The organism is Polaromonas sp. (assembly GCF_036676035.1).
GTDB lineage: Bacteria > Pseudomonadota > Gammaproteobacteria > Burkholderiales > Burkholderiaceae_C > Polaromonas.
Genome location: NZ_JAKFDR010000055.1, coordinates 1 through 25,366, shown reverse-complemented (window position 1 = coordinate 25,366; position 25,366 = coordinate 1). Strand labels below are relative to the sequence as shown.

Genomic DNA, 25,366 nt, shown 5'->3' with positions numbered 1-25,366 from the left:
GGTTTCAGACCAGTTTACGGATGTCGACAAAATGACCGTGCACGGCAGCGGCCGCGGCCATGGCGGGGCTGACCAGGTGGGTGCGGCCGCCGGCGCCCTGGCGGCCTTCGAAGTTGCGGTTGCTGGTGGAGGCGCAGCGCTCGCCGGGCTCCAGCCGGTCGGCGTTCATGGCCAGGCACATGGAGCAGCCCGGTTCGCGCCATTCAAAACCGGCGGCCTTGAAAATCTTGTCCAGGCCTTCACGCTCGGCCTGTTCCTTGACCAGGCCGGAGCCGGGCACCACCAGCGCCAGCTTGACGGTTTTGGACACTTTCTGGCCGAGCTTCCTGATGACGGCGGCGGCTTCGCGCATGTCTTCAATCCGGCTGTTGGTGCAGGAGCCGATGAACACCTTGTCGATCAGGATGTCGTTGATGGGCTTGCCGGGCGCCAGGCCCATGTAGGTGAGCGCCCGCTCGATGGCGAGGCGTTTGTTGGCGTCTTTTTCCTTGTCGGGGTCCGGCACCTTGTCCTCAATCGACAACACCATTTCGGGCGAGGTGCCCCAGGTGACTTGCGGCCGGAGCTGGCTGGCGTCGAGCTCCACCACCGCGTCAAATTGGGCATCCGCGTCAGACTGCAGCGTGCTCCAGTACTTCACGGCCTGGTCCCACTCCACGCCGGTCGGCGCCAGCGGGCGACCCTTGATGTAGTCAATGGTTTTCTGGTCCACGGCCACCAGGCCGGCGCGGGCGCCGCCTTCGATGGCCATATTGCACACCGTCATGCGGCCTTCCATGCTGAGTGCGCGGATGGCGGCGCCGGCAAATTCGATGGTGTAGCCCGTGCCGCCGGCGGTGCCGATCTTGCCGATGATGGCCAGCACGATGTCCTTGGCGGTGCAGCCGCGCGCCAACGTGCCTTCGACCTTCACGAGCATGTTCTTGGCCTTCTTGGCCAGCAGGGTTTGCGTGGCCATCACATGCTCGACCTCGCTGGTGCCTATGCCGTGGGCCAGCGCCCCGAAGGCGCCGTGGGTGGAGGTGTGCGAGTCGCCGCAGACCACGGTCATGCCGGGCAGGGTCGCCCCCTGTTCCGGGCCGATCACATGCACGATGCCCTGGCGTTTGGACAGGAAGGGGAAGTAGGCGGCCGAGCCGAATTCCTCGATGTTGTGGTCCAGCGTGGTGATCTGTTCCTTGCTGACCGGGTCGGTGATGCCGTCGTAGCCCAGCTCCCAGCCGGTGGTGGGGGTGTTGTGGTCGGCCGTGGCCACAATGGAGCTGATGCGCCAGACCTTGCGGCCGGCTTCGCGCAGGCCTTCAAAGGCCTGTGGGCTGGTGACTTCGTGCACCAGGTGGCGGTCGATGTAGAGAATGGACGTGCCGTCTTCTTCGGTGTGGACGACGTGTTCGTCCCAGATCTTGTCGTAAAGGGTGCGTCCCATGGTGTTTCCTTCGTGGTCTTCGATTTTAAGTGGGTGCGGGCTGGCCGGTAGCAACTGCACGCGCAGTGAGGTGATCGACCAGCAGGCGGGCGGTGACGGGCAGGGTGGAGAAGTCGCGCGCCACCAGCTCGATCTGGCGCACCGCCCAGTCGTCGGTCAGCACGACGGATTCCAGCTCGCCGACCCCGTGCATGAGCTCGAAGGCGCGCTGCGGCATCACGCCCACGCCCAGTCCGTTGTGGATCATGCGGCACATCGCGTCTAGCCCGGTCACGTGGATGCGCAGCTTGATGGTGCGCCCCACGGCGGCGGCGGCCTGGCGCATGGCCAGGTAGATCGAGCTGGTGGCGTGCAGGCCGACCTGGTCATAGTCCAGCGCCGCTTCAAAATTAATAGCGCCTTGTGACGCCAGTGCATGACCCTTGGGCACAATCAGCACCAGCCGGTCTTGCCGGTAGGGCAGGGTCTGCAAGTCGCCGGCGCCCGACTTGGTGAGCACGCCGACATTGCAAATGCCCAGATCGGCCGCGCCTTCCTGCACGGCGCGGATCACTTCGGTGCTCAGGTGCTCTTCCAGGTCAATCTTGACTTCGGCATGCCGGCGGATGAAGGCGCCCAGGTCTTCCGGAAGAAACTGCACGATGGCCGAGATGCTGGCGTGCACCCGTACATGGCCGCGCACGCCGTCGGCGTACTCGCTGAGCTCACCCTGCATTTTCTCCAGGCTGAACAGCACCGAGCGGGCATGGTGCAGCAGGCTTTCACCGGCCGGTGTCAGGTCCACGCCGCGGGTGTGGCGGTACAGCAAAGAGGTGTCCAGCGTGGCTTCAAGATCGCTGAGCCGTTTGCTGACCGCCGATGCCGCAATGAATTCACGCTCCGCCGCCTTGCCTATGCTGCCGAGCTCGCACACCGCTACAAACAACTGCAGCGAGGTCAGGTCTATGCGACGGGCAAAATTGCGTTCAGAGCTTTTCATGGCAAGGCTTGGGGATCAAGCCATCGTATTTCACGATGGATTTGTATTTTGAACGCTTATTTTATGTCTTGCCATCGTCAAATGAGATGACTGCCTTGCCCAAGGGTTGAGGGCTTCCCGGGCCAGCCAACTCAGCGTTGGATGGTTTTGAACTTTGTTTTATCAGTGTTTTATGGCCTCAGCCCATACAGAATGGACGTGAGCAGCTATCAAAAATAGAGCGAACTGGCCCTGGTTGGACCCTTCTGGCTGGTGCAATTGGCGCAATTCTTGCGCACTTTTTTCTACCTGGGTTTCCCCGCGAAGGGCCGGCCAAGCGCGGCTTCCAGCAGCTTCAGTACCGCACCGTTATCACCGACATACAACACCAGAAGTTTGCGTTGCTTGAAAAAGTGGGGCGAAGAAATCCAATGAGGTTTGCTGGTTCCAACGGAGTTGCCGTCTGGTGACACCAAAGCGGCCTCTGCATCTGCAGTTGCCGAATAGTCGTACTGAAACACCTGGACATCTTCTCCGTCTACCGTAATCACTTTACCCTTCGCCGAGAAAAAAGGTTGGTCCACTTCTCCATTTGGTTCAACGTGTGCACCCAAAGCGCGCAGCTTGACGATCAGACTGAGGTAGTTCGCAACTTGTCCGCTCGACGCGCTTGCAGATTGTGGCTGCGCCAATGGGGGTGACTCTTCTGCGCACACAGGCACGCCAGCCACGCTTGAGGCAAAACTCACAATAACTAATGGCAATACCCATTTCACTGGTAAATCGCAAAACTGCGCCATGAGTTTTTACGGGCGACAGGCGAGCTACTCGCCTGCGCGACTGCAAATGACTGCAAATACAAGCGGCGGCAAGGTCAGCGTGCCCAGATGACAAAGGTAACGACTTTTTGGCCATTTCCCAAATCAAGCTCGAAGCGCTCAGTCCGTCCGCCGTTGGTCGACCGAATCAACCTGCCCCATTCTGCAGTTCCAATGCCTGTTGAACGGCTAGCTTCACCGGTCGCCGAAGGGGCCCCGCGGCTGGCTGTTTGGGCGCTGGCCGCACCGTCAGCATGGCTATAAATAGCTTCCAATTGGTCATAGTCATGCTTGTTTGGATGCTCGTTACTGAGCTGCGTTTTAATCGTGCCATCCGGATCATCCGTATAGTCCATGCAGGTCCCGAGATTGGCATTAGCAAAGATTTCGTCCTGATGATCCAGCCCAAAGGTATGGCCGATTTCCTGGCACATGACGAGATTCCTCCATCCGGCCTTGTTGTACTTCGCTGTTTTAAAGTAGGTGTCATTGAGTTTGACGGCTCCCTGCGTAATGTGGAGGCCACTCAGCCAGACCTGTGCGATGGCAAGCCAGCCATTGTTGCCGTAGCTGTTGCTGCACACCTCGACCCGGCCCGCCGTTGGTTTGCAGCGTTTTGTATTGGCGACCCCGCCCGTTCCGACAGAAGCGTCCAATCGGTTGGACACGCTCCAATCATTGGAAGCTGTATACAAAAACGGTTGCCATGTTGCAGACACATTGTTTCCGAGCTGTATCGTAAATGGGCTACTGGCTGGATTTAGCTCATTCGCCCAGTGATATCCGCCCCACGAATGCACAGCAAAACTGATAGCCGGCAACGCGCTCAGAACGACGATAAGGCCGGCCTTGAATACACCGAACTTGTTACGTGTTGACATGATTTTTCCTTTCGCGATGACTCGTACCAGGGTCAGATGGGTTCGCAACGCTTAGGTCTAATCAATATACTCCTTTGTACGATGCGCGGCTTGATAAATCATCATGCAGTTGAGCTCGTCACCAGACCAATGAATCGCCCCGGGTTTCGTGGAGGCCCGTTGGGTTAAGTCAGGCCGACACTACAGCCTGACTGGTTAATTGCCGATAGTAATTTTCTTCAGCTTCGGCAGGGGAATGTATCCGGTGGGCTCCAGCAGTCGATGGTGGTTGAACCAGGACACCCATTCCAGCGTGGCGAGCTCCAGCGATTCCTTCGTTTTCCATGGCGCCCGACGGTGAATCAACTCGGCCTTGTACAAGCCGTTAATCGTCTCCGCCAGGGCGTTGTCGTAACTGTCACCCCGACTGCCGACCGAGGGTTCGATGCCGGCCTCGGCCTGATTGCCCTCAAACTGACCAAGCCTGTGGTGGAGCGCAACATATTGATGCTGAAAAAGCAATCGCACACGCTTTCCCCGGCAGCGGAAAAATTCCGGACGCACCTGCATATGGAATTCGAGTGCAATCGGCAGGATCGTGTTGCGCGAAACTCAAGCTGACGGTATTGTCGCCAGCCAGGTGTTGGGCGGATTTAAGCTTTTCTTCATGAGCGTTTTACGGTCTCAGCCCGTGCAAAGCGGGCGTGATTAGCTATCAAAAATATAGCGAATTGCCCGACTGGCCGGTGTAAAAAAGCCCGCCCGGCGTGGCCACCGGGCGGGCTTTACTTTGAGGTGCGAGCCGTGATTAACGCTTGGCCAGAGGCTGGACGTCACGCGGGACGGAACCCGTGAACAGCTGGCGTGGGCGGCCAATCTTGTACTCGGGGTCGCCAATCATCTCGTTGAGCTGGGCGATCCAGCCGACCGTGCGGGCCAGCGCGAAGATGGCGGTGAACAGCGGCACGGGGATGCCGATGGCGCGCTGCACGATGCCGGAGTAGAAGTCGACGTTGGGGTAGAGCTTGCGCGAGACGAAGTAGTCGTCTTCCAGCGCAATCTTTTCCAGGGCCATGGCCAGCTTGAACAGCGGGTCGTTTTCCAGGCCCATTTCGCTCAGCACTTCCTTGCAGGTTTCCTGCATCAGCTTGGCGCGCGGGTCGTAGTTTTTGTAGACGCGGTGGCCGAAGCCCATCAGCTTGACGCCGGAGTTCTTGTCCTTGACCTGCTTGATGAAGTCGCCGATTTTCTCGATGCCGCCGTTTTTCTGGATATCGCCCAACATGTTGAGGGCGGCTTCGTTGGCGCCGCCGTGGGCCGGGCCCCAGAGGCAGGCCACGCCGGCTGCGATGGCGGCAAACGGGTTGGTGCCGGAGGAGCCGCACAGGCGAACCGTGGAGGTCGAGGCGTTCTGCTCATGGTCGGCGTGCAGGATGAAGATGCGGTCCAGCGCGCGCTCGAGCACCGGGTTGACCTTGTACTCTTCGCAGGGCGTGGCAAACATCATGTGCAGGAAGTTGCCGGCGTAGCTCAGGTTGTTCTTGGGGTACATGTAGGGCTGGCCCACGGTGTACTTGTAGGCCATGGCCACGAGTGTGGGCATCTTGGCGATCAGGCGGATCGCGGCAATCTCGCGGTGCACGGGATTGTTGATGTCGGTGCTGTCATGGTAGAAGGCCGACAGGGCGCCGACCAGGCCGGTCATGATGGCCATGGGGTGGGCATCACGGCGAAAGCCACGCAGGAAAAACTGCATCTGCTCGTTGACCATGGTGTGGTTGGTCACGCGGCTGACGAAGTCTTTCTTCTGGTCACCATTGGGCAGCTCTCCGTAGAGCAGCAGGTGGCAGGTTTCAAGGTAGTCGCAGTTGGTGGCGAGCTGCTCGATCGGGTAGCCGCGGTACAGCAGCTCGCCCTTGTCGCCATCAATGTAGGTGATGGCCGACTGGCAGGCCGCCGTCGACAGGAAACCGGGGTCGTAGGTGAACATGCCAGTCTGGGCGTACAGCTTGCGAATGTCGACCACATCAGGGCCTACATTGCCGTGGTACACCGGCAGCTCAACACTGGGGCTGCCGTTGCTGAACGACAGGGTGGCTTTGTTATCCGCGAGTTTCATGTCATCTTTCCTTCTGCTTCCAAGTTAGAGCACCAGCGCCGGGGCCGAGGGGACCCGCAGCATGTTCAATACGTCAAGCGCTTCACCGGTCGAGGCGCTCGCTTGTGACAACTCACCGGGCTCTTTGCGTTTTAGCAGCAAATCGAGCAGGTCGTTGTCCGATAAATCCATTAAATCACTCAAGCCTTTTGCCTGCCTGACGGTCAACCCTGCTTCGTACCGGAGAAAAAACTTCTCGATGAACAGGTCATTTTCAAGCAGGCCCCGGCGGCAGCGCCACTTGAGCTTGCTTAAAGCGCGCTCATCGAGCAACACCGACGCATCTGTGCCGGGCGAGGGAACCACGCAATTTTCCGACGGGCCGCCCCTAGGAAAATTAGCCCCCTCGGGGGGCAGCGCAGTACACGCAGTGACAAGCGTGGGGGCCATATTTCTAGACGGCGCGCAAAACCATCATTTCCTTGATTTTGCCAATCGCCTGGGTGGGGTTCAGCCCTTTGGGGCAAACGTCCACGCAGTTCATGATGGTGTGGCAGCGGAACAGGCGGTACGGGTCTTCCAGGTTGTCCAGGCGCTCGGCGGTGGCTTCGTCGCGGCTGTCGGCGATGAAGCGGTAGGCCTGCAGCAGGCCAGCCGGGCCGACGAACTTGTCGGGATTCCACCAGAAGCTGGGGCAGCTGGTGGAGCAGCTGGCGCACAAAATGCACTCGTACAGGCCGTTGAGCTCTTCACGCTCTTCCGGGCTTTGCAGGCGCTCTTTTTCGGGCGGCACATTGTCATTGATCAGGTAGGGCTTGATCGAGTTGTACTGCTTGAAGAACTGCGTCATGTCGACGATCAGGTCGCGCACCACCGGCAGGCCGGGCAGCGGCTTGAGCACGATCGGGTCTTTCAGCGTGCGCATGTTGGTCAGGCAGGCCAGGCCGTTTTTGCCGTTGATGTTCATCGCGTCCGAGCCGCAGACGCCTTCGCGGCAGGAGCGGCGGAAGGAGATCGTCGGGTCCTGCGCCTTGAGCTTCATCAGGGCGTCCAGCAGCATGCGCTCGCTGCCATCGAGCTCGACCTCGATGGTCTGCATGTAGGGCTTGGCGTCGGTATCGGGGTCGTAGCGGTAAATCTGGAAAGTGCGTTTGGTCATGGGGGTTCTCGCTTCTTTTCTTTGCTCGACAGCCGTCTTTAGAAGGTACGGATTTTCAGGGGCACGGATTCGACGGTCAGCGGCTTCATCTGCACGGGCTTGTACGAGAGGCGGTTGCCTTCGCTGTGCCACAGGGTGTGCTTGTGCCAGTCGGTGTCGTTGCGCCCGTTCGGGTGCTCGGGGCTGTCGGCGTAGTCATCAACCGTGTGCGCGCCGCGGCTTTCGTGGCGGGCGGCGGCCGAGACGATGGTCGCCTGCGCGGCTTCAATCAGGTTCTCCACCTCGAGCGCTTCGATGCGCGCGGTGTTGAACACCCTGGACTTGTCCTTGAGGTTGATGGCCTTGACGCGCTCGCGCAACTCGGCGATCTTGGCCACGCCGGCGTCCATGGCCGCCTGGGTGCGGAACACACCGGCATGCAGTTGCATGGCGGCGCGGATGTCGTTGGCCACGTCCTGGGCGTACTCGCCGCTGCTGGCGTTGTCCAGGCGCTCCAGGCGTGCCAGCGTCTTGTCGGCGGCGTCCGCGGGCAGGGGCTTGTGGGTCTTGTTCTTGTTGTTGAACTCGACAATGTGGTTGCCGGCCGCGCGGCCGAACACCAGCAGGTCCAGCAGCGAATTGGTGCCCAGGCGGTTGGCGCCGTGCACGCTCACGCAGGAGCATTCGCCGACGGCGTACAGGCCATTGACCACCACGCTTTCGTTGGCCGCGTTTTGCGTGACGACCTGGCCATGGATGTTGGTCGGAATGCCGCCCATCTGGTAGTGGATGGTCGGCACCACCGGAATCGGCTCCTTGGTGATGTCGACGTTGGCGAAGTTGTGGCCAATCTCGTACACCGAGGGCAGGCGCTTCATGATGGTCTCGGCACCTAGGTGGTCGAGCTTGAGCAGCACATGGTCCTTGTTCGGGCCGCAGCCGCGGCCTTCCTTGATCTCCTGGTCCATGCAGCGCGAGACGAAGTCGCGCGGCGCCAGGTCTTTCAGCGTGGGCGCATAACGCTCCATGAAGCGCTCGCCATTGCTGTTGATCAAAATGGCACCCTCGCCGCGGCAGCCTTCGGTCAGCAGCACGCCGGCGCCATGCACGCCGGTGGGGTGGAACTGCCAGAACTCCATGTCTTCCAGCGGGATGCCGGCGCGTGCCGCCATGCCCAGGCCGTCGCCGGTGTTGATGAAGGCGTTGGTGGAGGCGGCAAAAATACGGCCCGCACCGCCGGTGGCCAGCAGCGTGGTCTTGGCTTCGAAGATGTGCACGTCGCCGGTTTCCATTTCCAGCGCCGTCACGCCGACCACATCGCCGTCGGCGTCGCGGATCAGGTCCAGCGCCATCCACTCGACGAAGAAGCTGGTCTTTTCCTTGACGTTTTGCTGGTACAGCGTGTGCAGCATGGCGTGGCCGGTGCGGTCGGCCGCGGCGCAGGCGCGTTGCACGGGCTTTTCGCCGTAGTTGGCGGTGTGGCCGCCGAACGGGCGCTGGTAAATCGTGCCGTCGGGGTTGCGGTCGAACGGCATGCCCATGTGCTCGAGGTCGTACACGACCTTGGGCGCTTCGCGGCACATGAACTCGATCGCGTCCTGGTCGCCGAGCCAGTCGGAGCCCTTGACGGTGTCGTAGAAGTGGTAGTGCCAGTTGTCCTCGCTCATGTTGCCGAGCGAGGCGCCGATGCCGCCCTGGGCCGCCACGGTGTGCGAGCGGGTCGGAAACACTTTGGAGAGCACGGCCACATTGAGGCCGGCGCGGGCCAGTTGCAGCGAGGCGCGCATGCCGGAGCCGCCGGCACCGACGATCACCACGTCAAATTTGCGCTTGGGAAGTTTTGCTGGGTTGGATGAAGCAGTCATGATTTTTACAGTTCCAGTATTCAGGGAAGGTCAGCGCCGCTCAGAGGCGCCACAGGACCTGGATGGCCCAGCCGGCGCAGCCGACCAGCCAGACGATGGTGAATACCTGGAGTGACAGGCGCAGCCAGGTGGGCTTGATGTAGTCCATCCAGATGTCGCGCATGCCGACCCACACGTGATAAGCCAAGGCGATGATGATGGTGAAGGTCAGCACCTTCATCCACTGCGAGGCAAAGATGCCGGCCCATTTGTCGTAGCCGATGGGGCCTCTGCTGAAGATTACCTGGCCCAGCACCAGCAGGGTGAAGAGGGCCATCAGGGCCGCGGTGACGCGCTGAGCCAGCCAGTCGCGCAAGCCGTAATGCGCGCCGACAACGAGACGTTTGGAGCCGTAGTTAACAGACATGGTGTGCTCCTTCGAATTAGTAAAGGCCAAACAGCTTGGCGCCCAGCACGAGCGTCAGGCCAATGCTCGCGGCCAGCGTGAAGGAGGCCGACGATTTGCCAAATTCCTTGCTGACGGCCGCGTGGCTGATGTCCATCCACAGGTGGCGCAGGCCGGCGATGAAGTGGTGCAGGTAGGCCCAGATCAGCGCCAGCGCCACCAGTTTCCAGATCACGCCCGGCAAGCCGAGCATGCCGGCATTGAAGGCCGACGTGAACCTGGCAAATGAAATCTCGGAAGACACCGAGGTGTCAAACATCCAGATGATGAAGGGCATCAGCAGGAACATGATGGCGCCGCTGATGCGATGCAGGATGGAGACAATGCCGGCCAGGGGCAGACGGTAGGAGGGGAGGTCGGTAAAAGCGTTGATGTTGCGGAACTCGGGCCGCTTGGGACGCTGTTTGGATGCCAGCTCTGTCATTGTGGGGCTTTCGTGGGGATGTAACTGGTTGGTAACTCGGAATGCAATTACAGCTAAAACGGCTAAATTCTATTGCAATGCAGCAAGCTATTTACAAACGTTTGCAGCTTGCTTGAGGAATCGCCTCAACTAAGCTCGTTTTTGTAGTGATGGGTGTCGGTCCGGTACAGGCCGCGGCGCAACTCCATGGGTGTGTCGTTGTAGGTGAAGGCGATGCGCTCGACGCTCAGCAAGGGCTCGCCCAGCGGCACCTGCAGCAGTTCTGCGGCGGACGCATCGGCAGCGACGGCCCGGATTTTTTCTTCAGCGCGGACCATGCGAACGCCGAACTCGGCTTCAAACAGCGCGTACATGGGGCCCCGGTCATCGGCCAGCCGCTCTGCCGTCAGTCCCTTGAAGGGGCCGCCCGGCAGCCACAGGTCTTCGAGAATGGTGGGAGTGCCCTGAAAGGCCAGCACACGGCGAACCTGCAGCACCGCGTCGCCGCTGCGCAGGGCCAGCGAGCGGGCGATGTCGGCCGGTGCGCGCAGGCGCTTGCAGTCAATGATCTTGCGCTCGGCCGGCCCTTCGCTGCTGGCATCGCCGCTCTCGGGCATCAGCCGCAGAAAGCGGTACTGCACATGCCGCTCGGCGTGGGTGGCCACAAAGGTGCCTCGGCCCTGACGGCGCATTACCAGGTTTTCGGCCGCCAGCTCGTCAATGGCTTTTCGCACGGTGCCCTGGCTCACGCGAAAGCGCGCCGCCAGGTCCATTTCGCTGGGAATCAGTTCACCCGGTTTCCACTCGCCCGCCTGCAGGCTTTGCAAAATCAGGGCCTTGATCTGCTGGTACAGCGGGCTGAAAGCCGGTGCGACGGCGGACCCCGCACCGGGGTCGGCGGCGGTGGGCAAGGGCTCTGACGGGGAAAGGGGGTGGGTTGCCATAAAAAGGTCAATTTCCCTGAATCATATCTTATATAAGACATAAGACAAGTTGACGCGCGGCGCTGAGGGAGCGTAAAATCTTGGGCTGAGTTCAATGCGCAGGCTGCTGATTGCACCGGTATTTTTCGGTTCCAAGGCCTGCGTCCCAGCCCTCGCTTCAAGTCATTCAGTCATTTCAACCGATTTACAACTTTCCTGGAGTTCTCAATCATGAGCAAAAAACCCGTCCGTGTTGCTGTCACCGGTGCCGCAGGTCAAATCGGTTATGCATTGCTGTTCCGCATTGCCTCCGGCGAAATGCTGGGCAAAGACCAGCCCGTCATTTTGCAATTGCTCGAAGTTCCCGTTGAAGGCCCGCAGAAAGCGCTGAAAGGCGTGATCATGGAACTCGACGACTGCGCTTTCCCGTTGCTCGCCGGCATTGAGGCCCACAGCGACCCGATGACCGCCTTCAAGGACACCGACTACGCCTTGCTGGTCGGCGCCCGCCCGCGCGGCCCCGGCATGGAGCGCGCCGACCTGCTGGCCGCCAATGCACAGATTTTCACCGCACAGGGCAAGGCGCTCAACGCCGTCGCCAGCCGCAATGTCAAGGTGCTGGTCGTCGGCAACCCGGCCAACACCAACGCCTATATCGCCATGAAGAGCGCGCCCGACCTGCCGCGCAAAAACTTCACCGCCATGCTGCGCCTGGACCACAACCGCGCCCTGAGCCAGATCGCCGCCAAAACCGGCACGAAAGTGGCCGACATCGAAAAACTCACCGTCTGGGGCAACCACTCGCCCACGATGTATGCCGACTACCGCTTTGCCACCGTGGGCGGCAAAAACGTCAAGGACCTGATCAACGACCAGGTCTGGAATGCCGACACCTTCCTGCCCACCGTGGGCAAGCGCGGCGCGGCCATCATCGAGGCGCGCGGCGTGTCTTCTGCCGCATCGGCTGCCAACGCCGCGATTGACCACATGCGCGACTGGGCCCTGGGCACCAACGGCAAGTGGGTCACCATGGGCATCCCGTCCGACGGCCAGTACGGCATTCCGAAAGACGTCATGTTCGGCTTCCCCGTCACCTGCGCAGGCGGCGAGTACAAGCTGGTCGAAGGCCTGGCGATTGACGAGTTCAGCCAGGAACGCATCAACAAGACCCTGAAAGAGTTGCAGGACGAGCAGGCCGGCGTCGCCCACCTGCTGTAAATCACATGCGGGCGTCCCGGCCTTGTCATTGCGGGCTTGACCCGCAATCCATGGATCCCGGGTCAAGCCCGCAATGACAACCCACATGACCCACCCCCGCGACATTCTCCTCGGCGCTCAGGCAGCAAGCAGTGTTCTACCTGTTTGCGACCACTACAGCGGCGTGGAGGCGCGGATGCGCAAGAGCCTTGCGCTGCAAGCCGAGATGACCGAGGAGTTCGGCGCCTGCGTGTTTGACGTGACGCTGGACTGTGAAGACGGCGCCCCGGTGGGCGGAGAAGCCGACCACGCCGCACTGGTGGTGGCCCTGGCGCTGCTGGCCAGTGACAAGGCCCGCGTGGCGGTGCGCGTTCACCCGGTCGATCACCCCGCGTTTGAGGCCGACATGGCCACGATCGCCGGCAGGGTGGGGCACAAGCTCAGCCACATCATGATTCCCAAGGTCGAGTCGCTGGATGACGTGGTCCGGGCCGAGAAAGCCCTGCTGGATGCCCGCGCCGCTCACCTGCCCCTGCATGTGCTGATTGAGTCGCCGGCCGCGGTGCAGCGCGCCTTCGAGATTGCGGCGCATCCGCGGGTGCAGTCCCTTAGCTTCGGCCTCATGGATTTTGTCTCTGCCCATGGCGGTGCGATTCCTGCCGAGGGCATGAGCAGCCAGGGCCAGTTCACGCATCCGCTGGTGGTGCGCGCCAAGCTGGAGATCGCATCGGCCTGCCATGCCTGGGGCAAAGTGCCTTCGCATTGCGTGGTCACCGAGTTCAGCGACACGGCCGTCATGCAGGCCGCCGCCCGCCGGGCAGCCCGCGAGCTGGGCTACACCCGCATGTGGAGCATTCACCCGAACCAGATCCGTCCGATTCTGGAGGCGTTTGCGCCGGGCGAGCGTGACATCGAAAATGCTACAAAAATAATAGCTGCCGGCGCCCAGGCTGATTGGGCGCCCATCAGTTTTGAAGGTCAACTGCACGACCGCGCCAGCTACCGCTACTTCTGGCAGGTGCTGGAGCGCGCGCATCAAACCGGCCGGGCGCTGCCCGCCGAGGCGCAAGCCTATTTCACGACAGCTCTTCACTGAGCTTCAAGCACCGTGCTTCAACACATCACGAAAACCGCATGAAAACCATCCTCACCGCCGCCATGCTTCTGCTGGCGCCAGCGCTGGTTCCGGCGCAGACCGCGGCCAAGCCTGCGGCCGACACCGCTGCCCAGGAACCGGCTAAAAAGAAACGCAGCGTCAGCCGTACAGAAATCAAGAGCACCGCCAAGAATATCGCCGCCGGCATAGAAGCCGCCGAAGCAGCGCTGACGCCTGATGAGCTGGCCATTGCCGAGCGTGTGCACGTGGGCAAGCTGCCTTGCGAACTCGGTACATCGGTCACACTGGCGGCCGACGCCAAGGCCCCGGGCTATTTCAATGTCGACGGTAAAAATTTCAGGTACCGCATGTTCCCGGTGGCCACCACCACGGGCGCCATCCGCCTGGAAGACCGCAAGGCCGGCGCCGTCTGGCTGCAACTGGCCAACAAATCGATGCTGATGAACCAGAAGCTGGGCATTCGCCTGGCCGATGAGTGCATGAGCCCCGCGCAGGCGGCCGTCGCCGAGGCCCTGAAGGCCAACCCGGCGCCCAGCGTGCTGGACGCGCCCCGTCCTGCAATGCCGCCCGCTTCTGCGCCTTTGGCGACCCCTGCCGCCAGCGTTGTTGTGGCACCGGCAACAGCACCCATCGGGCAGGCCACGGCCCCTGCAGTCCCCGCAGCACCTGCGCAGCCGGCGTCCAGCCCCCAATAAGCATCCAAACAAGCTTTACAAGTTTTGCCCCACCCCTTTTTCAACGACTTTTTGAATCACTGGAGAAAAAATGTTGCAGGCCTATCGTGACCATGTAGCCGAACGCGCCGCGCTCGGCATCCCGCCGCTGCCGCTGTCGGCCCAGCAGACAGCCGAGCTGATCGAGCTGATCAAGGCCCCGCCGGCCGGCGAGGACGCCTTCCTGCTGGACCTGCTGACGCACCGCGTGCCTCCGGGCGTGGACGACGCGGCCAAGGTCAAGGCCAGCTTCCTGGCGGCTGTCGCGCATGGTGACTTCTCCGTCGCGCTGGTCTCCAAGGCCAAGGCCACCGAGCTGCTGGGCACCATGGTGGGCGGCTACAACGTCAAGCCGCTGATCGACCTGCTGGACGACCAGGACGTGGCGGCCGTGGCCGCCGCGGGCCTGAAGAAGACTCTGCTGATGTTCGACTTCTTCCACGACGTGGCCGAGAAGGCCAAGGCCGGCAATACGTTTGCCAAGGAAGTGATCCTGAGCTGGGCCGACGCCGAGTGGTTCACCAGCCGCCCCGAAGTGGCCCAGAAGATCACCGTGACCGTGTTCAAGGTCACCGGCGAGACCAACACCGACGACCTGTCGCCCGCGCCCGACGCCTGGAGCCGTCCCGACATCCCGCTGCACTACCTGGCCATGCTCAAGAACGCCCGCCCCGGCATCACGCCCGAGGAAGACGGCAAGCGCGGCCCGATGAAGTTCATCGAAGACCTCAAGCAGAAGGGCCACCTGGTGGCCTACGTCGGTGACGTGGTGGGCACCGGCTCCAGCCGCAAGTCGGCCACCAACAGCGTGATCTGGGCCACCGGCCAGGACATCCCGTTCGTGCCCAACAAGCGCTTCGGCGGCGTCACCCTGGGCGGCAAGATCGCTCCGATCTTCTTCAATACCCAGGAAGACTCGGGCGCGCTGCCGATCGAAGTCGACGTGTCGGCTTTCAACATGGGCGATGTGATCGATATCTATCCGTATGACGGCAAGATCGAGAAGGACGGCAAGGCCGCCGCCGAGTTCAAGCTCAAGAGCGAGGTGCTGTTCGACGAAGTGCGCGCCGGCGGCCGCATCAACCTGATCATCGGCCGCAGCCTGACGGCCAAGGCGCGCGAGTTCCTGGGCCTGGCCGCCAGCACCACGTTCCGCCTGCCGCAAGCCCCCGCTGTCTCGACCAAGGGCTTTACCGTCGCGCAGAAAATGGTCGGCCGCGCCTGCGGTCTGCCGGTCGTCAATGGCAACCAGCAGGGCATCCGCCCCGGCACCTATTGCGAGCCCAGGATGACCACCGTGGGCAGCCAGGACACCACCGGCCCCATGACCCGCGACGAGCTGAAAGACCTGGCCTGCCTGGGCTTCAGTGCCGACATGGTGATGCAGTCCTTTTGCCACACGGCCGCCTACCCCAAGCCGGTGGACGTGAAGACCCACCGCGAACTGCCCGCCTTCATCAGCAACCGTGGCGGCGTGGCCTTGCGCCCGGGCGACGGCGTGATCCATTCCTGGCTGAACCGCCTGCTGCTGCCCGACACCGTGGGCACCGGCGGCGACAGCCACACGCGCTTTCCGATCGGCATCAGCTTCCCCGCCGGCTCCGGCCTGGTGGCCTTCGGCGCCGCCACCGGCGTCATGCCGCTGGACATGCCCGAATCGATTCTGGTGCGCTTCAAGGGCCAGATGCAGCCCGGCATCACGCTGCGCGACCTGGTGCACGCGATTCCGCTGTACGCCATCAAGCAGGGCCTGCTGACCGTGGCCAAGCAGGGCAAGATCAACGCCTTCTCGGGCCGCATCCTCGAAATCGAAGGCCTGCCAGACCTGAAGGTGGAGCAAGCTTTTGAGCTGAGCGACGCCTCCGCCGAGCGCTCCGCCGCCGGCTGCACCGTCAAGCTCAACCCCGAGCCGGTCAAGGAATACCTCACCAGCAACATCGTGCTGATGAAGAACATGATCGCCGACGGCTACGCCGACAAGCGCAGCCTGGAGCGCCGCATCAAGGCCGTGGAAGCCTGGCTGGCCAAGCCCGAACTGCTGGAAGCCGACAAAGACGCTGAATACGCCGAAATCATCGAGATCGACCTGGCCGACATCAAGGAACCCATCCTGTGCTGCCCGAACGACCCCGATGACGCCAAGCCGCTGTCGGCCGTGCAGAACACCAAGATCGACGAAGTCTTCATCGGCTCGTGCATGACCAACATCGGCCACTTCCGCGCGGCGTCCAAGCTGCTCGAAGGCAAGCGCGACATCCCGGTCAAGCTCTGGGTGGCCCCGCCCACCAAGATGGACGCCGCCGAGCTGACCAAGGAAGGCCACTACGGCGTGTTCGGCGCGGCAGGCGCCCGCACCGAAATGCCCGGCTGCAGCCTGTGCATGGGCAACCAGGCCCAGGTGCGCGAAGGCGCCACGGTCGTGTCCACCAGCACCCGCAACTTCCCCAACCGCCTGGGCAAGAACACCAACGTGTTTCTGGCCTCGGCCGAACTCGCGTCCATCGCCTCCAAGCTCGGCCGCATCCCGACGGTGGAGGAGTACCACGCGGACATGGGCGTCATCAACAAGGACGCCGCCAAGGTCTACCGCTACATGAACTTCGACCAGATCGAGGAATACGCGCAGACGGCCAGGGAAGTGGCGGTTTGAGCGGGGCTTTCGTGCTCAACTGAAAAAGCGGCCTGCGGGCCGCTTTTTTGTTGATGCCGTTTAGAGATGAAAACGGGTTTGCGAAAGCCTTACCCCTGTGGGGAACTTGGTCGCGTGAGTGGCTGGAGACGACCCAACCCAGACACTGGCCGGGGGATAACGGAACGGCCGCTCTGGGACACAGAGTAACATTGGTGGATGCGCGACCGCATTCCAACCGCCTTTATCTCCCACGCCGCTACCGAACTGACGGCGAACGGCCTCACGGGGCCGAAGCTAGTCGAGATCACAAGCGCCTACGCCGCTGACTTCGGCGTCGACATCCCGCACGCGCGCTATCCCTTCGATTGTCCAAACAAGCGCACGGCGCTGCTCGACAACCTGGTCGTCTTCGCCCCCAAGCAGCAGTATCAGATCATTCGCGAACTGTGCGACCGGCTGAATGCCGACGGCTCGAACGCGGCGCTGACGCGGCTTAAGGTCAAGCTGATGACCGAGTACGCGGAGTTTGCAGACCAGGACCAGCAGACCGACATGCACCGCACGCTTGTCGTTGAGACGCGCCACTGGCTGACTGGTCACGATGCAGTGCGGAAGCTGTTCGACGAGGCGCTGCAGAAGCATGACCACGGCATCTTCCGACGCAACACGCTGGATGATCTGCGCTTGGCGCTGGAGTTGCTGCTTCGCGACATGTTCGGCAATGGCAAGTCGCTGGAGAACCAGGTGCCGGCGGTCGGCCAGTTCGTCCGCTCCAAGGGCGGCTCCAAGGAACTGGCCAACATGTTCCAGAAACTGGTGGATTACTACGCCGGCTACCAGAACACCTATGTCAAGCACGACGACGCCGTCATCACCTCGGAGATCGAGATCATCTTCGAGCTGACGGCCTCATTCATGAAGCACTTCCTGCGGTTGTCGGCCGCACCTGACCAACCATGAGTATCGAGAACGAGTTTGCGACAGTCGATCTTGTGGCAAACGCCGGTGTCGCAACCAGCGGCATTGATGCGTTCGCACTCAGCGTCATCAAGGCCGATCGGCAGATCCGTAGGCTCTTCACGCACATCGTGTTTCAGTGCCCGGCGTTCACACGGGCGGACGTCCCAGCGCTGCGTACGGCGCTGTGGGAGCGCAAGCGGTGCTACTTCGAAGGCTTCGTGCGCGGTATCGATGGCATTTTGCCGATGTCGCTAGATCAACTGATCGGTGCGTCGTACCAGCCGCTTCGCCTCGGCATCGACAACGCCATCGAGGTCAGGAACAAGGTGTTCCATGGCCAGCTTACCGACCAAAGCCTCTGCCAGCCTGATCTCCTCGCTCATGTTGGCAATGTCCGCGCGTGGTGCCAAGCCATTGCCAACGCTGGCATGCAGGCAGTGGGCTACGACGGCTTTCAACGCAACTCATTTCGCAAGGGCAGGCCCGAGGTTGCTCGGACCTTCAAGAGGACACTTCCCAACGTTGCGGAGTACCGGCGCTTCTTGGGCGATTGGGTGATACGTCGTGAGGGCTGGCAATCGCCGGCAGGTTGGTAGGCCATGCCGTACCTGTTTGACACGCACCTGATCGACCTCGCCGCACACGGCAAGTAGAAGCGCACCTCGCCGGCCTTTGCTATACGCCTCTTCCTCCTTGCCGACGCGGTGGTTCGCCGTTGCCCCCTGCAAGCGAACTGCGTGGCATCGAGGGGTGCCTGATGCATGAACTGCGGACCTCCGCTGGAGCGCATACGCAAGGCCCACCAACTTCTTATCGGAATCCACTGCTGATCACTTCTGCTGGAATCTCTCACGCTGACCCAAGGTTGAACTGCTGGGAGACGGTTTGTCGACTGTTTCCTGACGTTCAACGTGCGGCCCCTGACCGTCGCCTTGTGGCCGTTATGTGCCACCCACCTCATGCCACGGCCGCCTCGTGCCTCTGACTCTTTTCAGGCAATCGACCGCACACCCTTGCAGGCCGGGTAGCTCGCACATCCCCAGAAAGCCGCGCCCACATTGGCGCCGCGCTTTGCAGTGCGCCGCACCATGGCGGCGCCACATGAGGGGCATGCGGGAGTGGCATCCATTGGCGGCGCAGCCCTTGGCGTTGCGGCCTCCTGTCGTGGCGTGGCGGCCTGCGCGGACCTGGCCTGTTGCAACAGCCCGAGCAGTTTGGGGCCATCCACCAGCCTGACGTTGCGGCCGTTCGCGAATGCGACGGCATCTTCGGTGAAGCGGCCCGAGGTCACCACGAAGCCACCTGCCGCACCGTTGGCGGCCATGGCGCCGTAGAGCTCGCGCACGACCGCCACGCCGACCTTGAAGGCCTTCCACTGCTTGCACTGGACAAGGAACTTCTCCTTGCCCCGCATCAGCACCAGATCGACGCCGCCGTCCGGGCCGCTGCCTCCCAGCTCCAGCACCTTGTACCCTTGCAGGCGGAAGGCTTCGCCCACCAGCAGTTCAAATTCGCGCCAGCTCATGCCGTCCAGCGCACCAGCGGCGTCGCTTCGGGCGACCTGGCTGGCCAGCTGGCTCCGATGCCGGCGGCGTAGGGCCGACGCGGCGGCGCCAAACAGGCACAGCAGGGGAACCACGTATTGGCCCGCGTTCGCCAGGCCTTTCCATAGCGCGCGGATGGCGAAGCCGGCCATTTGTCCGGGCTGTGGGGCCTGAATGGGGTCAGGCGCGGCCAGCGCGTGCAGGACCAGGTAGCTGACAAGTGCCAAGGCGACGCCGCCCCACCACGGCAGCAAGGCCACGAGTTCCAGGATGTCCTCGGCGGTGCTGGTTTTCTTTTTTCTGCTCATATCACTCCCTCTGGCCGAGGCGTCGTCGCCTTGGCACCGTGCCTATTGTGCATGGTTTGCGCCGCTAAACTGGATGCGTCCGATACCAAGGGGAGGTGAGCGCATGCGCAGGCTTGTCGTGTTGTTTTTCCCGATGCCCCCGGCGGTTTCGCTGGCGCAAAAGACGGTCTACCGCTGCGAGACGGCGGGCAAGGTCAGCTATGTACACGAACCCTGCATCGGGGCCAAGGAAGTAGACACGGCGCCCGTGGTGGATCATGCGGCGGCGGACGTGGAACTGTACAGGGCGCGCAAGCTGCTTAACGATCTCAACCCAGAGCCGCCGTCGAACGCCTTGGATTCAACCGCCAAACCCAGACGTTCATGTCTCTGTCGCCGGCGGAACCGGGGCTGCATGTTCAACTCCGATCCCTGGCCGCGCACGCCAGCGCCCGGAAAGTTGCAAGCGCGGCGCTGCATCAGCAGGGTGGTGTAGCCTATGGTCATGGATTCCCTGATCACCGCCTCTGCGCGCGCGCTGGCCGCTGGCGACGCGCTCGGCGCCCTCAAGCGGGTCGCCCTGCGCGACGACCCGCCGGCGCTGGCCCTGCGCGGCATCGCCATGGCCCAGCTCGGTGAGCACCCGCGCGCCCGCGAACTCCTTAGGCGCGCTGCCCGCGGCTTCGGCGCCCATGAAGAACTGGCGCGTGCCCGCTGCGTCGTGGCAGAGGCCGAGGTGGCGATGGCCATGCGCGACTTCGCCGGCTCGCCGCGCTCACTGGCGGCGGCGGCGGCCACGCTGGAGGCGCATGCCGACAGTGCCAACGCGCTGCAGGCCTGGCTCATCACGGCGCGCCGGCTTTTGCTGCTCGGCCGGCTTGATGAGGCCAGGGCTGCGCTGGCACAGCTCGATGCCCGCGGCCTCCCGCCTTCGCTGAGAGCGGTGGCCGAACTGACCGCAGCCGAGCTTGCCTTGCGCTCGCTGCGCGTCGGCGAGGCGCGGATGGCGCTCGCGCGCGCACACGCGGCGGCCGAACGCGCGCAGGTACCGGCGCTCCTGGCCGAAGTGGCGGAGGCACGGGCTGCGCTCGATAGGCCCGCCGCCCGGCGCCTCACCGCCGATGGCGAGCAGGCGCTGCGCCTCGACGAGGTTTCAGCGCTTCTGGCCTCGGACGCGCTGGTGATCGATGCCTGCCGCCGCGGGCTGGGCGCCGGCGCCGCGTGGCGGCCGCTGGCGCGCCGGCCGGTGCTGTTCTCGCTGGCACGTTCACTCGCCGAAGCATGGCCTGGTGATGTGAGCCGCGAAGCCTTGATCGAGTCAGCCTTTCGCACTCGGCGCCCTGACGAGACGCACAGGGCGCGCCTGAGGGTGGAGATCGGCCGCCTGCGCGCGCTGGTCAAAACACTCGCAAATATCGAAGCGACCGAGCGGGGCTTCATCTTGAGGCCGCTAGCCGAGCGCGACGTCGCCGTGCTGGCGCCGCCCATTGACGGCGAGCAGGCCTCGCTGGTGGCGCTGCTCTCGGACGGCGCGGCCTGGTCGACCTCGGCCCTGGCGCTGGCCCTGGGGGCGAGCCAGCGCACCGTGCAGCGAGCGCTGGCCGATCTGGAAGCCGATGGCCGGGTGCGCTCCATCGGGCGGACGCGGGCACAGCGCTGGCTGGCGCCACCGCTGGCGGGATTCACGACGATCTTGTTACTCCCCGCTTCGCTGCCGATTGGATAGAGTTGACTCCATCGCATCAACGAATGGTGCAACACAAGGAGCAACGATGACCCGCAAGACCCTGAACGCAAAACCCGAGCCCAAGGCGCGCCCAGCCGAGATCGTGCGCGAGTACGGCTTCCCCGGCGTCCATGACATTGCCGGCGTCACCCACGACGGCCAGCGTGTCTGGGCCGCCACGGGGGCCAGGCTGATCGCCTTCGACCCCGCCAGCGGCGAGCAGACGCGCACGCTGGAGTGCGCGGGCGACGCCGGCACCGCCTTTGACGGCAAGCACATCTACCAGATCGCCGAGACGCGCATCGACAAGATCGACCCGGCCACCGGCAAGGTGGTGGCGTCCATCCCGGCGCCCGGCAGCGGAAGCGACTCGGGCCTGACCTGGGCGGAGGGCAGCCTGTGGGTGGGCCAGTACCGCGACCGCAAAATCCACCAGGTTGACCCGAAGACAGGCGCCATCCAGCGCACGATTGAATCCAACCGCTTCGTCACCGGCGTGACCTGGGTGGACGGCGAGCTGTGGCACGGCACCTGGGAGGGCGACGACAGCGAAATCCGCCGGATCGACCCGAAGAGCGGCGCCGTGATCGAGCGGCTGGAGATGCCGCACGGCGTCGGCGTCAGCGGCATGGAGTCTGACGGCGCGGACCTCTTTTATTGCGGCGGCGGAAAGAGCGGAAAAGTCCGCGCCGTGCGGCGGCCGAAAGCTGCATAGACCGCATCGAACCCAGCGCGCAAGGCATAGCGCCCTCCCGCTGACACCCCATTCGGCCCACGGGCCGAGAACGAGCGCACCTGTTACCAGCACGGGTCGGGCAGCGCATTGACCCACGCAACGTAAACCCAAGCAAACGGCTCATCGAGCCAAGGAGAAAACCATGAGCACAGCAACTGCCGAAGTGAACACCACAAACCATCCCGTCGTGTCCAGGGAGCGATGGCTTGCCGAGCGCAAGACCCTGCTGGCGCAAGAGAAGGAGCTGACGCGCCTCTCCGACCAGATCGCCAGCGAGCGCCGTGCGCTCCCCTGGGTTCGCATCGATAAAAACTATGTCTTCGACGCGCCCGAAGGCAGGCGCTCGCTCGCCGATTTTTTCGAAGGGCGGCGCCAGCTGCTGGTGCAGCACTTCATGTTCGGCCCCGGCTGGGAGCAGGGCTGCCCCAGCTGCTCCTTCATGGCCGATCACACCGGAGGCATGAAGATCCACCTTGAGCACCGCGACGTGAACTTCGTGGCCGTCTCGCGCGCGACGCTGCCCGAGATCGAGCGCTTCCGCCAGCGCATGGGCTGGCAGTTCAAATGGGTGTCTTCGAACGGCAACGACTTCAATTACGACTTCCACGTGAGCTTCACGCCGCAGGAGCGGGCCACGGGCGCGGTCAACTACAACTACGGCATGGTGGAATTCCCCAGCGAGGAAGCGCCGGGCATCAGCATGTTCTACAAGAACGACGCGGGCGAGATATTCCACACCTACTCGACCTACGGGCGCGGCGTGGAAGTGATGATGGGCACGTACAACATGCTCGACCTCACACCCAAGGGCCGCGACGAGCGGGACGTGTTCTACAAGATGGAGTGGGTGCGCCACCATGATCGCTACGAGCCGGCACCGCTGGCGCCTGCGGCACCCGCCGTCAGTGCTTGCTGCTCGGGAGAGCAGGCATGAGCAAGCCCTACACCGGCGGATGCGCCTGCGGCGCCATCCGGTATGAAATTTCCGGCGAACCCATGGTGTCGAACGACTGCCAATGCCGCGACTGCCAGCGCAAGAGCGGCACCGGTCACGGTTCCTACCTGACCTTTCCGAGCAGGGAGCGCGTGCAACTCAAGGGCGAAGCGACGCATTGGGACATCGTCGGCGATTCCGGCAACGTGAAGACTCGCGCCTTCTGCCCGATCTGCGGGTCACCGGTCTACCTGGTGTTTGCGGCCATGCCTGAACTTTTCACCGTGCACGCTGCGAGCCTGGACGACCCGGGCCGGTACAAGCCGCAACTGGTGACATACAGCGTGCGCGGCCACGCCTGGGATCACCTCGATCCGGCCCTGCCGAAGTTCGACAGGATGCCGCCGGCGTGATTGCGGCTGCCATCAAATTTCCTGGAACATGACAAGCCTTTGGCCATGGCTGGCGGTCGCAGGGGTTGGCGCCCTTCATGGGCTGAACCCCGCCACCGGCTGGATGCTGGCCGCTGCCTGGGGGCTGCGTTCGCGCGACCGGGCGCAGGCACTGCGGGCCCTGGTGCCGATCGCGGCCGGGCACGCCGCATCGGTGGCGCTGGTGGCCGGCGCAGTGGCGTTCGGCCTGGCGATGGATCGCTTCGTGCTGCAAGTCCTCGCAGGCGGCCTGCTTGTCGCCTGCGCAGTGCTTCACCTGTCGGGCCGCACACCCAAGGCGGCGCGCGCGCCTGCAGGGCACGCCGGGCTGGCACTCTGGTCCTTCATGATGTCCACCGCGCACGGCGCCGGCTTGATGCTGGTGCCGGCACTGATTCCGCTTTGCGCAGGGGACGCATCGGTTCTGGAGATGACCGCATCGGGACCGCTGACGCTGGCGCTCGCGGCGGTGGGCGTTCACACAGCGGCGATGCTCGCCGTCACCGGCGTGGTTGCTACCGGCGTTTGCCGCGGCTTTGATGCCGGTGCCCGTTTGCTTCGAGGCCGCAAGCGGAAGGCGCCTGCACAGCAAACCGTAGACCAGCCTTATGCTGCACACTTGGGTGAACCACACCATTGAAAGCATAGCCATGGTTACCGACCTTGCCCACTCCTGGTTGATCCGCAGCGCGCCTGTGGCGGCTGCACAGGCCGCCGGCCGCCCGCTCGTGGCGCTGGAATCGACCATCATCGCCCACGGCATGCCCTACCCAGAGAACGTTCGCACCGCGCGCGAAGTGGAGGCCTTGATCCGCGACCTGGGGGCCGAGCCCGCGACCATCGCGCTGATCGGCGGGCGCATCCGCATCGGCCTTTCGGACGACGAGCTGGAGCTGCTAGGCCGCTCGGGCCAGGCCCACAAGGTCAGCCGCCGGGACTTAGCCGCAGTGCTGGCCGGCGGCGGGCTCGGCGCCACCACGGTGGCCGGCACGATGATATGCGCCGCGCTGGCCGGCATTGAGGTCTTCGTCACCGGCGGCATTGGCGGCGTGCACCGCGGTGCGCAGGAGAGCTTTGACATCTCGGCCGACCTGCAGGAGCTGGCGAAAACCTCGGTGGCCGTGGTGTGTGCCGGTGCGAAGTCCATCCTGGACATAGCGCTCACGCTGGAATACCTGGAAACGCACGGCGTGCCGGTGCTCAGTTGCGAGCAAGACAACTTCGCCGCGTTCTACACGCGCGACAGCGGGCATCAAGCGGACTTCAGGCTGGACGACGCGGCGGCACAGGCACGCTTCATCCGCACCAAGTGGGACTTGGGCCTCGCGGGCGGCGTGGTGCTGAGCACGCCGGTGCCGGAAGCGGCGGCGATGCCGCGCGAAGAGATGGCCGCGCTGACTCAGCAGGCGCTCGCCGAGGCCAAGGCGCAAGGAATCACTGGCAAGGCTGTGACACCCTTCCTGCTGGCTCGCATCAAGGCGCTGACGGGTGGCCGCAGCCTGGCGACCAACATCGCGCTCGTGAAGCACAATGCCGAGGTGGGGGCAAGGCTGGCGTTGGCGTTGGCACGGGCGGGGCGTGGGGCGGGCGCAGCGTAGCCGCCCGAACGTCCGCTCTCCACCAAACTTCGCGTCAGCTTCCAGCGACCGCTCCCGACCGACTTGAGACGTGCTCCAAGCCAATGGACAGAAAGAGAGAGCACGGGCCATGCCGACATTGCGCAGTCCTTCGCAAGCGCAAGTCGGCTTTGGCCCGGATTGAACAACATGTCGGTCGGCTGGCGGCGCCAACCGCACAAACGTGTCTATTGATGTTTTCGTAATTCATGACACCACACCGTTCGGGCTGAGCTTGTCGAAGCCTGAACCCGCTCGTCCTGAGGTATCGAAGGATCGGGCTGAGCCTGGCCTGTCCTGAGCTTGTCGAAGTGGCGAAGCCCAACGACCAGGCTCAGGGCGAACGGTAGCAAGTTGACTGTCATGATTTATGGAAGCCTCAATAACTTTACAAATCCTTTCTTGTCCGGCCCAGGCCTAGTGTGGTGTTGCACGCTATCCGGCACATAAAACCGCGTCTTTTCGTCCATGACGGCGTTGCAAATCCGCGCAATAGCGGGGCTATTGCTGTGGTTTGCGCCTTGTCCTGAACAAAAATC

25 protein-coding genes and 1 pseudogene are annotated in these 25,366 nt (G+C 63.2%); 13 read left to right on the top strand and 13 right to left on the bottom strand.

Annotation, left to right across the window (positions count from 1 at the left end; genetic code table 11):
* Nucleotides 1-4: 4 nt before the first annotated feature.
* From leuC to V6M61_RS08440, 12 genes and pseudogenes are all read right to left on the bottom strand, one after another.
* Nucleotides 5-1,426, bottom strand: a complete 1,422-nt coding sequence (gene leuC / locus V6M61_RS08495; protein WP_332776131.1) for a 3-isopropylmalate dehydratase large subunit — start codon at nucleotides 1,424-1,426, stop codon at nucleotides 5-7.
* A gap of 25 nt (nucleotides 1,427-1,451) precedes the next feature.
* On the bottom strand, nucleotides 1,452-2,405 hold the full coding sequence (locus V6M61_RS08490) for a LysR family transcriptional regulator (RefSeq protein WP_332776130.1): 954 nt from the start codon (nucleotides 2,403-2,405) through the stop codon (nucleotides 1,452-1,454).
* Nucleotides 2,406-2,689: 284 nt separating this feature from the next.
* On the bottom strand, nucleotides 2,690-3,184 hold the full coding sequence (locus tag V6M61_RS08485) for a hypothetical protein (protein WP_332776129.1): 495 nt from the start codon (nucleotides 3,182-3,184) through the stop codon (nucleotides 2,690-2,692).
* A 74-nt stretch (nucleotides 3,185-3,258) separates the two neighbouring features.
* Nucleotides 3,259-4,083 (bottom strand): hypothetical protein, encoded by an 825-nt coding sequence (locus V6M61_RS08480; RefSeq protein WP_332776128.1) that lies wholly within the window; start codon nucleotides 4,081-4,083, stop codon nucleotides 3,259-3,261.
* 169 nt (nucleotides 4,084-4,252) lie between these two features.
* Nucleotides 4,253-4,524, bottom strand: a pseudogene (locus V6M61_RS08475) (integrase core domain-containing protein); the annotation flags it as partial.
* 346 nt (nucleotides 4,525-4,870) lie between these two features.
* Nucleotides 4,871-6,181 (bottom strand): citrate synthase, encoded by a 1,311-nt coding sequence (gene gltA, locus V6M61_RS08470; protein WP_332776127.1) that lies wholly within the window; start codon nucleotides 6,179-6,181, stop codon nucleotides 4,871-4,873.
* A gap of 24 nt (nucleotides 6,182-6,205) precedes the next feature.
* Nucleotides 6,206-6,526: an FAD assembly factor SdhE gene (locus V6M61_RS08465; RefSeq protein ID WP_332776126.1), complete on the bottom strand. Its 321-nt coding sequence runs from the start codon at nucleotides 6,524-6,526 to the stop codon at nucleotides 6,206-6,208.
* An 88-nt stretch (nucleotides 6,527-6,614) separates the two neighbouring features.
* Nucleotides 6,615-7,319: a succinate dehydrogenase iron-sulfur subunit gene (locus tag V6M61_RS08460; protein ID WP_332776125.1), complete on the bottom strand. Its 705-nt coding sequence runs from the start codon at nucleotides 7,317-7,319 to the stop codon at nucleotides 6,615-6,617.
* Between the two features lie 38 nt (nucleotides 7,320-7,357).
* Entirely contained in the window at nucleotides 7,358-9,163 is a 1,806-nt protein-coding gene (gene sdhA / locus V6M61_RS08455; protein ID WP_332776124.1) for a succinate dehydrogenase flavoprotein subunit, read from the bottom strand.
* A gap of 40 nt (nucleotides 9,164-9,203) precedes the next feature.
* Complete coding sequence (gene sdhD / locus V6M61_RS08450) at nucleotides 9,204-9,569, bottom strand: succinate dehydrogenase, hydrophobic membrane anchor protein (RefSeq protein ID WP_332776123.1); 366 nt, start codon at nucleotides 9,567-9,569, stop codon at nucleotides 9,204-9,206.
* Between the two features lie 16 nt (nucleotides 9,570-9,585).
* Nucleotides 9,586-10,032, bottom strand: a complete 447-nt coding sequence (sdhC, locus tag V6M61_RS08445; RefSeq protein WP_332776122.1) for a succinate dehydrogenase, cytochrome b556 subunit — start codon at nucleotides 10,030-10,032, stop codon at nucleotides 9,586-9,588.
* A gap of 125 nt (nucleotides 10,033-10,157) precedes the next feature.
* The gene (locus V6M61_RS08440) at nucleotides 10,158-10,955 is read right to left on the bottom strand and encodes a GntR family transcriptional regulator (protein ID WP_332776121.1); all 798 of its coding nucleotides are present in this window, start codon (nucleotides 10,953-10,955) and stop codon (nucleotides 10,158-10,160) included.
* 210 nt (nucleotides 10,956-11,165) lie between these two features.
* Between V6M61_RS08440 and V6M61_RS08435 the strand changes: the two genes are divergently transcribed.
* The 6 genes from V6M61_RS08435 (at nucleotide 11,166) to V6M61_RS08410 (ending at nucleotide 18,149) form a co-directional block, all read left to right on the top strand.
* Nucleotides 11,166-12,152: a malate dehydrogenase gene (locus V6M61_RS08435; RefSeq protein ID WP_332776120.1), complete on the top strand. Its 987-nt coding sequence runs from the start codon at nucleotides 11,166-11,168 to the stop codon at nucleotides 12,150-12,152.
* A gap of 85 nt (nucleotides 12,153-12,237) precedes the next feature.
* Nucleotides 12,238-13,227 carry an HpcH/HpaI aldolase/citrate lyase family protein gene (locus tag V6M61_RS08430; RefSeq protein ID WP_332776119.1) on the top strand — a complete coding sequence of 330 codons (990 nt, stop codon included), beginning with the start codon at nucleotides 12,238-12,240 and terminating at the stop codon, nucleotides 13,225-13,227.
* 38 nt (nucleotides 13,228-13,265) lie between these two features.
* A complete protein-coding gene (locus tag V6M61_RS08425; RefSeq protein WP_332776118.1) occupies nucleotides 13,266-13,943 on the top strand; it encodes a hypothetical protein in 678 nt (225 codons plus the stop codon).
* 70 nt (nucleotides 13,944-14,013) lie between these two features.
* Nucleotides 14,014-16,611 carry a bifunctional aconitate hydratase 2/2-methylisocitrate dehydratase gene (gene acnB / locus V6M61_RS08420; RefSeq protein WP_332776117.1) on the top strand — a complete coding sequence of 866 codons (2,598 nt, stop codon included), beginning with the start codon at nucleotides 14,014-14,016 and terminating at the stop codon, nucleotides 16,609-16,611.
* A gap of 198 nt (nucleotides 16,612-16,809) precedes the next feature.
* Nucleotides 16,810-17,553, top strand: coding sequence for a hypothetical protein (locus V6M61_RS08415; protein ID WP_332776116.1), 744 nt, complete (start codon nucleotides 16,810-16,812; stop codon nucleotides 17,551-17,553).
* A complete protein-coding gene (locus V6M61_RS08410; protein WP_332776115.1) occupies nucleotides 17,550-18,149 on the top strand; it encodes a hypothetical protein in 600 nt (199 codons plus the stop codon). Before V6M61_RS08415 ends, V6M61_RS08410 begins: the two co-directional genes overlap by 4 nt.
* A 395-nt stretch (nucleotides 18,150-18,544) precedes the next feature.
* Here the strand turns inward: V6M61_RS08410 and V6M61_RS08405 are convergent, their stop codons facing one another.
* Nucleotides 18,545-19,405 (bottom strand): restriction endonuclease, encoded by an 861-nt coding sequence (locus V6M61_RS08405; protein ID WP_332776114.1) that lies wholly within the window; start codon nucleotides 19,403-19,405, stop codon nucleotides 18,545-18,547.
* Between the two features lie 103 nt (nucleotides 19,406-19,508).
* Here V6M61_RS08405 and V6M61_RS08400 point away from each other — a divergent pair, with 103 nt between their 5' ends.
* The 7 genes from V6M61_RS08400 (at nucleotide 19,509) to V6M61_RS08370 (ending at nucleotide 24,809) form a co-directional block, all read left to right on the top strand.
* Entirely contained in the window at nucleotides 19,509-19,880 is a 372-nt protein-coding gene (locus tag V6M61_RS08400) for a hypothetical protein (protein WP_332776113.1), read from the top strand.
* A 9-nt stretch (nucleotides 19,881-19,889) separates the two neighbouring features.
* Nucleotides 19,890-21,110 carry a helix-turn-helix domain-containing protein gene (locus V6M61_RS08395; RefSeq protein WP_332776112.1) on the top strand — a complete coding sequence of 407 codons (1,221 nt, stop codon included), beginning with the start codon at nucleotides 19,890-19,892 and terminating at the stop codon, nucleotides 21,108-21,110.
* A gap of 46 nt (nucleotides 21,111-21,156) precedes the next feature.
* Entirely contained in the window at nucleotides 21,157-21,825 is a 669-nt protein-coding gene (locus tag V6M61_RS08390) for a Vgb family protein (RefSeq protein ID WP_332776111.1), read from the top strand.
* A gap of 163 nt (nucleotides 21,826-21,988) precedes the next feature.
* Nucleotides 21,989-22,780 carry a DUF899 domain-containing protein gene (locus V6M61_RS08385; protein ID WP_332776110.1) on the top strand — a complete coding sequence of 264 codons (792 nt, stop codon included), beginning with the start codon at nucleotides 21,989-21,991 and terminating at the stop codon, nucleotides 22,778-22,780.
* Nucleotides 22,777-23,193: a GFA family protein gene (locus V6M61_RS08380; protein WP_332776109.1), complete on the top strand. Its 417-nt coding sequence runs from the start codon at nucleotides 22,777-22,779 to the stop codon at nucleotides 23,191-23,193. Before V6M61_RS08385 ends, V6M61_RS08380 begins: the two co-directional genes overlap by 4 nt.
* Before the next feature lie 28 nt (nucleotides 23,194-23,221).
* Nucleotides 23,222-23,851: a hypothetical protein gene (locus tag V6M61_RS08375; protein ID WP_332776108.1), complete on the top strand. Its 630-nt coding sequence runs from the start codon at nucleotides 23,222-23,224 to the stop codon at nucleotides 23,849-23,851.
* Nucleotides 23,852-23,861: 10 nt separating this feature from the next.
* On the top strand, nucleotides 23,862-24,809 hold the full coding sequence (locus V6M61_RS08370) for a pseudouridine-5'-phosphate glycosidase (protein WP_332776107.1): 948 nt from the start codon (nucleotides 23,862-23,864) through the stop codon (nucleotides 24,807-24,809).
* Nucleotides 24,810-25,366 lie beyond the last annotated feature (557 nt).

What these genes read in the sequence shown, in the direction of transcription:
- leuC (WP_332776131.1), bottom strand. Translation starts at nt 1,426, where the DNA reads ATGGGACGCACCCTTTACGACAAGATCTGGGACGAACACGTCGTCCAC.
- V6M61_RS08490 (WP_332776130.1), bottom strand. Translation starts at nt 2,405, where the DNA reads ATGAAAAGCTCTGAACGCAATTTTGCCCGTCGCATAGACCTGACCTCG.
- V6M61_RS08485 (WP_332776129.1), bottom strand. Translation starts at nt 3,184, where the DNA reads ATGGCGCAGTTTTGCGATTTACCAGTGAAATGGGTATTGCCATTAGTT.
- V6M61_RS08480 (WP_332776128.1), bottom strand. Translation starts at nt 4,083, where the DNA reads ATGTCAACACGTAACAAGTTCGGTGTATTCAAGGCCGGCCTTATCGTC.
- gltA (WP_332776127.1), bottom strand. Translation starts at nt 6,181, where the DNA reads ATGAAACTCGCGGATAACAAAGCCACCCTGTCGTTCAGCAACGGCAGC.
- V6M61_RS08460 (WP_332776125.1), bottom strand. Translation starts at nt 7,319, where the DNA reads ATGACCAAACGCACTTTCCAGATTTACCGCTACGACCCCGATACCGAC.
- sdhA (WP_332776124.1), bottom strand. Translation starts at nt 9,163, where the DNA reads ATGACTGCTTCATCCAACCCAGCAAAACTTCCCAAGCGCAAATTTGAC.
- sdhD (WP_332776123.1), bottom strand. Translation starts at nt 9,569, where the DNA reads ATGTCTGTTAACTACGGCTCCAAACGTCTCGTTGTCGGCGCGCATTAC.
- sdhC (WP_332776122.1), bottom strand. Translation starts at nt 10,032, where the DNA reads ATGACAGAGCTGGCATCCAAACAGCGTCCCAAGCGGCCCGAGTTCCGC.
- V6M61_RS08440 (WP_332776121.1), bottom strand. Translation starts at nt 10,955, where the DNA reads ATGGCAACCCACCCCCTTTCCCCGTCAGAGCCCTTGCCCACCGCCGCC.
- V6M61_RS08435 (WP_332776120.1), top strand. Translation starts at nt 11,166, where the DNA reads ATGAGCAAAAAACCCGTCCGTGTTGCTGTCACCGGTGCCGCAGGTCAA.
- V6M61_RS08430 (WP_332776119.1), top strand. Translation starts at nt 12,238, where the DNA reads ATGACCCACCCCCGCGACATTCTCCTCGGCGCTCAGGCAGCAAGCAGT.
- V6M61_RS08425 (WP_332776118.1), top strand. Translation starts at nt 13,266, where the DNA reads ATGAAAACCATCCTCACCGCCGCCATGCTTCTGCTGGCGCCAGCGCTG.
- acnB (WP_332776117.1), top strand. Translation starts at nt 14,014, where the DNA reads ATGTTGCAGGCCTATCGTGACCATGTAGCCGAACGCGCCGCGCTCGGC.
- V6M61_RS08415 (WP_332776116.1), top strand. Translation starts at nt 16,810, where the DNA reads ATGCGCGACCGCATTCCAACCGCCTTTATCTCCCACGCCGCTACCGAA.
- V6M61_RS08410 (WP_332776115.1), top strand. Translation starts at nt 17,550, where the DNA reads ATGAGTATCGAGAACGAGTTTGCGACAGTCGATCTTGTGGCAAACGCC.
- V6M61_RS08405 (WP_332776114.1), bottom strand. Translation starts at nt 19,405, where the DNA reads ATGAGCAGAAAAAAGAAAACCAGCACCGCCGAGGACATCCTGGAACTC.
- V6M61_RS08400 (WP_332776113.1), top strand. Translation starts at nt 19,509, where the DNA reads ATGCGCAGGCTTGTCGTGTTGTTTTTCCCGATGCCCCCGGCGGTTTCG.
- V6M61_RS08395 (WP_332776112.1), top strand. Translation starts at nt 19,890, where the DNA reads ATGGATTCCCTGATCACCGCCTCTGCGCGCGCGCTGGCCGCTGGCGAC.
- V6M61_RS08390 (WP_332776111.1), top strand. Translation starts at nt 21,157, where the DNA reads ATGACCCGCAAGACCCTGAACGCAAAACCCGAGCCCAAGGCGCGCCCA.
- V6M61_RS08385 (WP_332776110.1), top strand. Translation starts at nt 21,989, where the DNA reads ATGAGCACAGCAACTGCCGAAGTGAACACCACAAACCATCCCGTCGTG.
- V6M61_RS08380 (WP_332776109.1), top strand. Translation starts at nt 22,777, where the DNA reads ATGAGCAAGCCCTACACCGGCGGATGCGCCTGCGGCGCCATCCGGTAT.
- V6M61_RS08375 (WP_332776108.1), top strand. Translation starts at nt 23,222, where the DNA reads ATGACAAGCCTTTGGCCATGGCTGGCGGTCGCAGGGGTTGGCGCCCTT.
- V6M61_RS08370 (WP_332776107.1), top strand. Translation starts at nt 23,862, where the DNA reads ATGGTTACCGACCTTGCCCACTCCTGGTTGATCCGCAGCGCGCCTGTG.